This is a genomic window from Nocardia sp. NPDC004711, from assembly GCF_053601595.1.
Genome location: NZ_JBSGCB010000139.1, coordinates 1 through 6,198 on the forward strand (window position 1 = coordinate 1; position 6,198 = coordinate 6,198).

The following is a 6,198-nucleotide window of genomic DNA, read 5'->3' on the forward strand; positions in this document are numbered from 1 at the left end:
GCGGTGAAAGCCGCACACCGGGTTCGGGCTGGGGGTCGCTGGAAAAGGAGCCGTCCCAACGGAAACCTCGCCAGCGGCCTACCAGTGCCCTCTGGCACCCACTGGCCGGAGCGGTCGAAACCGCCGTCGCCGCGCACGCTCGACGCTGGGCCGCGGCCGGGCCGAAACGACAGACATCGACCCGCGAGACAACGACGCGCGGGACAACGACTCTTCAACGCTGGCATGCGGTTCGCAACCTGCTCGACAACGGTGTCGGACGGCTGGACTGCGCCCGCCGGCTCGGCTTGGCGCTCAACACCGTCAAACGCTACGCCCGCACCGCCGAACCGGATCAGTTGCGCCGCCCGCCGCAATACCGCGCCTGCCTGGTCGACCCTTACCGCGACCACCTGCGCCAACGCCGCGAAGCCGAGCCCGGTGTCCCGGTGCTGCACCTGTTCCACGAGATCAAAGCCCTCGGCTACACCGGCGGCATCAATCTGCTGCACAAATACCTCAACCAGCCCCGCGCCGAAGGCGACCGACTCATGCCCTCGCCACGAAGGCTCACCTCCTGGACCCTGAGCAAGCCCACCGATCTGCCCGCCGGGCGGCGCACCCACCTCGACGAACTCCTGGCCGCCTGCCCAGAAATGACCGACCTGGCCAGCCTGATCGGCGAATTCGCCGCGATCATGACCGAACGGCGCGGCAGCGACCTCGACGCATGGATCAGGCAGGTCCGTGAAGCAGGACTCGGACAACTCGAGCCTTTCCTGCGCGGCCCGGAGAAAGACCGCTCCGCTGCCGTCGCCGGCCTCACCCTGCCCTACAGCAACGCGCCAATCGAAGGCGTCAACACCAAAACCACACTGATCAAACGACGGGACTGCTGCAAGATCAGGTGACAGTTTCGGTCACGCCGCCTGACTGGCCGGTGGGGTCGTGATGGTCTCGTATTCGACCGGCGTCAAGCGGTGTGATGTTCGGAAATATCGGCCAGCCACAACCGATTCGGGGCCTCGGCGCTGAAGTTGCGTTGGACCAGATCGTCGTGGACCGGCGGGCCGGGCCTGGCCTTGCCACGGCGCTTCTTGCCGAACACGCTCCACCAGCCCTGCGCCGAGCAGATCCGCCAGGCGGTCCGGCCGGCCATTGGCTCACCGGCGGCGCGGGCCTCGTCGACCAGGAATCGGTAACCGAATTCCGGATCATCGCGGTGGGCGTCGAACAGGGCGTTGGCCCGATACGCCTGCTCGAGGTCGGCGTCGGTGACCGGTTCGGCCATCCACCGGTAATAGGGCTGACGGGCCAGATTCAACACCCGGCACGTCACCGTGACGCGGATTCCGTCCTCGGCCAGCTCGCGGACGAGCGGGTAGATCATTTTCCCGGCAAGTTCGCCTGCGCGAAATACGCGGCGGCCCGCTCGAGGACCTCGTTCTCCTGCTCCAGCAACCGAATTCGCCGCTACGCTTCCCGAAGCTCGGCCGACTCGCTCGTACTGGTGCCCGGTTTGGTTCCCTCGTCGATATCGGTCTGACGCATCCATTTCGACAGCGTCATCGGGTGGATTCCGAAGTCGACGGCGATCTGCTCCAACGTCACCCCGGCATCACGATTGCGAGCCACCCGGACGACATCGTCGCGGAACTCGCAGGGGTAGGGCTTGGGCACAGCAGCATCCTTCCAGCCCGCCCGAAGGCAAGCCAAATCAGATGTCACCTATCTGTGCAGCAGTCCCGACAAATGTATGGCCGGGCCAGCTTCCAGCTACTTCGCCATCGCATCCTGCTGGCCTAGCATCGACTACCGCTGAGTAGGCCCGGGGCGCGGTGGCGGAATTGCTCCCACTCCGTTGAAAAAGTACTCACGCCGCCACGGCGGGCACGACATCCCATCAGCGATCCATCCTCCCGGTCGACCAGCGGGGGCACGATCTTTTTTCAGGAGTCGGTGTCCTGGGGGCAAAAGAGTACTCACCCGCCGGCCGCTACCGGCAGCGAGTCTGCCCGATTAACCGACCCGCTACATCTCATTAGGGGGCGCCGCAACAGGTCCGAACCCCGGTGGACCGCGCCGAGACCGGTTCCAAGCACCGCATCCTGACCTGCGGAAACAGATTCCCGCGCGCAGTGGCGCTGTCTGGCGCCAAGATCAACGACCATCCCCTGCGCGGGCGTGCGGGCCAGCCCCAGGCATCGGATCACCACCGGTGATCGCGGACAAGGGATACGACTACCCCAGCGTGTATTCCCCAACTGCGGCAACGACGTATCACCGGCTACATCGCGCGCCGCGGCACCCGTGACAAGGTCACCGCCGGCCGCTGGATCGTCGAACAATCCTTTGCCCTGCCCCACCAGTACCGGCGACTGGACATCCGATGGGAACGACGCACCGACATCCACCACGGATTCCTCGACCTCGCCGCAGCCCCGATCTGCTGGCGACGACTCACCAACCGAACCCGATTAGCAGCTCCTAGGGGCAATCGCGAACATAGCGGCCCACTTTGCCGGACAGCCCCTCCTCGGAGACACGGCGGCACTTGTCTAACTAATGAGTGTGCCCGTTATCAGGCCAGCGGTCTTGATTCCGAAACCGTCTAGCCCGATTTTGGGTACAGCGCCGAAGATGGCGCGGTTATGACTTCGGTCCGCGTGACCTCTGGAGTTACCGCAGCTCGCTGCATGCGTCGACCGCCCGCCACCCCTATGGCCAGTCACGTCACCACAATTGAACTGTGGGTGGGGTATCGTCTTGTTCAGCCGAGCAGTGTTATGTGAGTGGCTGATGGTGGACTCCGATCTATTCAAGACGCAACGTGATCTTGGCGCTGATGTGGTCACGGAGTTGAGTGCTGTGGGGTTGAAGAATGCCGAGGAGATCGGGCGGGGTGGTTTCGGTGTCGTATACCGCTGCACCCAGCCTGTTCTGGACCGCATGGTGGCGGTGAAGGTCCTTACCTGCCAACTGGCGGAGAATCGGGAGCGTTTCTTCCGGGAGCAGCGGGCGATGGGTCGGCTGTCCGGCCACCCGAACATTATCGGGGTGCTCGAGGTCGGCGAAACCAAGACCGGTCGGCCGTATCTGGTGATGCCGTACCACCCGCAGGGTTCTCTGGACGCGCGAATCCGCGCCGATGGCCCGTTGTCGGTGGAGCAAGTGCTCCACCTGGGGGTGAAGATGGCCGGTGCGTTGGAAACAGCGCACCGGGCGGAGGTTCTGCACCGCGACGTCAAACCGGGGAATATTCTGCTCAGCGATTACGGTGAGCCGGCGTTGACCGATTTCGGTATTGCCCATATGACTGGGGCGTTTCGGACGGCGACCGGTGCGGTTACCGGTTCGCCGGCGTTCACCGCGCCGGAGGTGCTCGGCGGGGATTCACCGAGTCGAGCTTCGGATGTGTACGGGCTGGGTGCCACGTTGTTCTGTGCGCTGACCGGTCATGCGGCGTTTGAGCGCCGCAGCGGTGAGCAGGTGGTGGCGCAGTTTCTGCGTATCACGACCCAGCCGGTTCCGGACCTGCGTGAGCGTGGAGTTCCGCAGGAGGTGAGTGCGGTGATCGAGGCGGCGATGTCGCGTGACCCGCAGGAGCGTCCCACGGCCGCGGTGTTGGGTGAGCAGTTGCAGGGGGTGCAGCGCGCGCACGGATTCGGGGTTGATCAGATGGCGCTGCGGGCCGAACCAGGAGCCGAACAGGCAACGCTCGCAACCATGGATAAGAGCAGTATCCTCGGTCGAGCCGTCGTTGCGGCGGGCGATGGCACGGGGAATCTGCCGCGGGAGCTGACCAGCTTTGTGGATCGACGCAGCGAGGTGTCGGAGGTGAAGACCCTGCTGTCGGGGTCGGGTTTGGTAACCCTGACGGGAATTGGCGGCGTCGGCAAAACCCGGCTCGCGCTACGTGTCGCTGACAAGGTGCGGCGGGATTTCCCGGGTGGTGTGTGGCTGGTCGAGCTGGGTGAGTTGCACGATGCGGCGTCGCTTGTGGATGTTGTGGCCGCCGCCCTCGGCCTGCGCAACCAGGTCGGCAGACCGATGCTCGAGGTGCTCATGGAATTCCTTTCCGCGCGCAGATTGCTGGTGCTGGACAACTGCGAGCAGATAGTGGATGCGACTGCGGAGCTGGCCCAGGCGCTGCTGCGGGCCTGCCCGGAGGTACGGATTCTGACCACCAGTCGGGAGGCGCTGGCTATCGGCGGAGAATCGGTATTTCCGGTACCACCTCTGCGGGTTCCACACCACGCAGACGAACCCGCGCTGCGAGGGGTGGCTCACTACGATGCGCTGACATTGTTCGCCGAACGGGCAGCAACGGCGGTGCCCAGCTTCGCCCTGAACGAGGACAACAAGGTCGACGTGGCCCGGATCTGCGCCCGGTTGGATGGGCTGCCGTTGGCGATCGAACTGGCAGCGGCACGGCTGCGTACCATGTCTGTGCCGGAGATCCTGGCGCGGCTGGATGACCGGTATGGCCTGCTGACCCGCAGCAGTCGAGGTGCGCCGACACGGCAGCAAACACTGGGCTGGTGCATCGGCTGGAGCTTTGATCTGTGCACGCCAGCCGAACAACGGTTGTGGGGGCGGCTGTCGGTCTTCGCCGGTAGTTTTGAGCTCGACGCCGCCGAGGATGTCTGCGGCAGCGACATAATCGAGCCTGAGTTCCTCGATAGGTTGTCCGCGCTGGTCGACAAGTCGATCCTGATCCGCGAGGAAGCCGGGGGCGCAGTCCGATTCCGGTTCCTGGAGACCGTGCAGGAATACGGCATGCAGAAGCTCACCGAGGCAGGCGAGGATGCGGAACTGTGCCGACGCCATCGGGACTGGTACGAGCGGTTGGCGCTCGCGGGGAAGGCGGACTGGGTCAGTCCGCGCCAGCTCGAATGGACCGCCCGAATCACCCGTGAGCTACCGAATCTGCGCAAGGCACTGCAGTTCAGCCGATCGGAGGCCGACGAGGCCGGACTACGGACCACCGCTGCCCTAGATTTCTTTTGGATCTCGACCGGGCGGTTCAGTGAGGGACGACGATGGTGCGACCGCACGCTCGCCGGCACATTCGACGCGCCGGCGGCGGACCGAGCCAAGGTCCTCACCACAAGCAGCAACCTCGCCGCGACCTTGGGTGACCTTCCGGCCGCAATCGAGCGCGCGGCCGAGCTTCGCGCCTTGGCCGAGCAGACACCCGATCCTACGATTGCTGCCCTGCTCGCCGCCACCGACGGGTACACCGCTCTGTGTGTTGGCGATCTCGTTCGCGCGAGCGCCCGATTGAACGATGCCATTGAAACACTCACCACCGGTGGTGAGGTGGTAATCGGGATGAGGACACTTGTCGCGCTCGGCTGGACTTACGTACTGCGGGGGGACATGCCGGGTGCTATCGGCTGCCTCGAGAAGGCACTGACTGTCTCGGATTCTCACGGCGAGACCTACTTCCGCGCGCTGGCACTGCGGCCCATGGCGCTCGCCGTCTGGCGGCAGGGCAAGCGCGAGCGGGCGGCGCAGCTGGTGGAGGAGGCTCTTCGGTTGGCGCAACGGGTGGACAATCCGCTTGTCGCCGCGGTCGGTTTGGAGATACTGGCCTGGATTGTGGCCGAAAAGCGCGACGCCCGGCGCGCGGCGGCGTTGCTGGGCGCCGCCCACGCACTCGGTCACGCAGTCGGCTCCTCCAGCATCGTGTATCCCCAGTTGCTCGCCTACCATCAGCAATGCGAGCGCAGTATCCGCGACATACTCGGCAGGCGAGGATACGATTCCGCCTACCAGGAGGGTGCCGCGATGAGTTTCGACGCGGCAGTCGACTTCGGGCTTGGTGAGCGCCATCGCGCTGCGGCAGCAGCCGAAGGTGTATTGGCGGGTTTGACCAAGCGGGAGCGCGAAGTCGCTGACCTCGTCGCTGAGGGGTTGACCAACAAGGCAATCGCTGCCCGGCTGGCTATCTCGCAACGTACTGCGCAAGGGCATGTAGAGCACATCCTCACCAAACTGGGATTCACCTCACGGGCACAAATCGCAGCCTGGTCCGCAGAGCACTCTCACCACAAGCCAGAATGAGCGCGTCGAGAATTGCCATCACAACCTGTCAATACGGCCGACCAAGGGCGGGCTTAGCTTGGTCTTTAACCTCCGGCTCGGTTGCGTTGGTAGAGGGTTGTGAGTCGTTTGACGGTTTTGCCGACGTCGTAGTGGATGGCGCGGTGACGG

4 protein-coding genes are annotated in these 6,198 nt (G+C 64.8%); 2 read left to right on the forward strand and 2 right to left on the reverse strand.

All coding sequences use genetic code 11. The features are described from left to right. Positions 1-890: transposase (locus ACWEKS_RS48610; protein ID WP_452346488.1), on the forward strand; the 890-nt coding region annotated here is incomplete at its 5' end. Positions 891-952: 62 nt separating this feature from the next. On the opposite strand, the gene ACWEKS_RS48615 is transcribed toward ACWEKS_RS48610, so the two are convergent. Next, positions 953-1,369 carry a hypothetical protein gene (locus tag ACWEKS_RS48615; protein ID WP_452346489.1) on the reverse strand — a complete coding sequence of 139 codons (417 nt, stop codon included), beginning with the start codon at positions 1,367-1,369 and terminating at the stop codon, positions 953-955. Positions 1,370-1,452: 83 nt separating this feature from the next. Beyond that, on the reverse strand, positions 1,453-1,659 hold the full coding sequence (locus ACWEKS_RS48620) for a transposase (protein WP_452346490.1): 207 nt from the start codon (positions 1,657-1,659) through the stop codon (positions 1,453-1,455). A gap of 1,119 nt (positions 1,660-2,778) precedes the next feature. Here ACWEKS_RS48620 and ACWEKS_RS48625 point away from each other — a divergent pair. Beyond that, complete coding sequence (locus ACWEKS_RS48625; protein ID WP_452346491.1) at positions 2,779-6,048, forward strand: protein kinase domain-containing protein; 3,270 nt, start codon at positions 2,779-2,781, stop codon at positions 6,046-6,048. Positions 6,049-6,198: the final 150 nt, after the last annotated feature.

Excerpts from the sequence above, each read along its gene's own strand:
- ACWEKS_RS48615 (WP_452346489.1), bottom strand. The coding sequence starts at position 1,369 with ATGATCTACCCGCTCGTCCGCGAGCTGGCCGAGGACGGAATCCGCGTC.
- ACWEKS_RS48625 (WP_452346491.1), top strand. The coding sequence starts at position 2,779 with ATGGTGGACTCCGATCTATTCAAGACGCAACGTGATCTTGGCGCTGAT.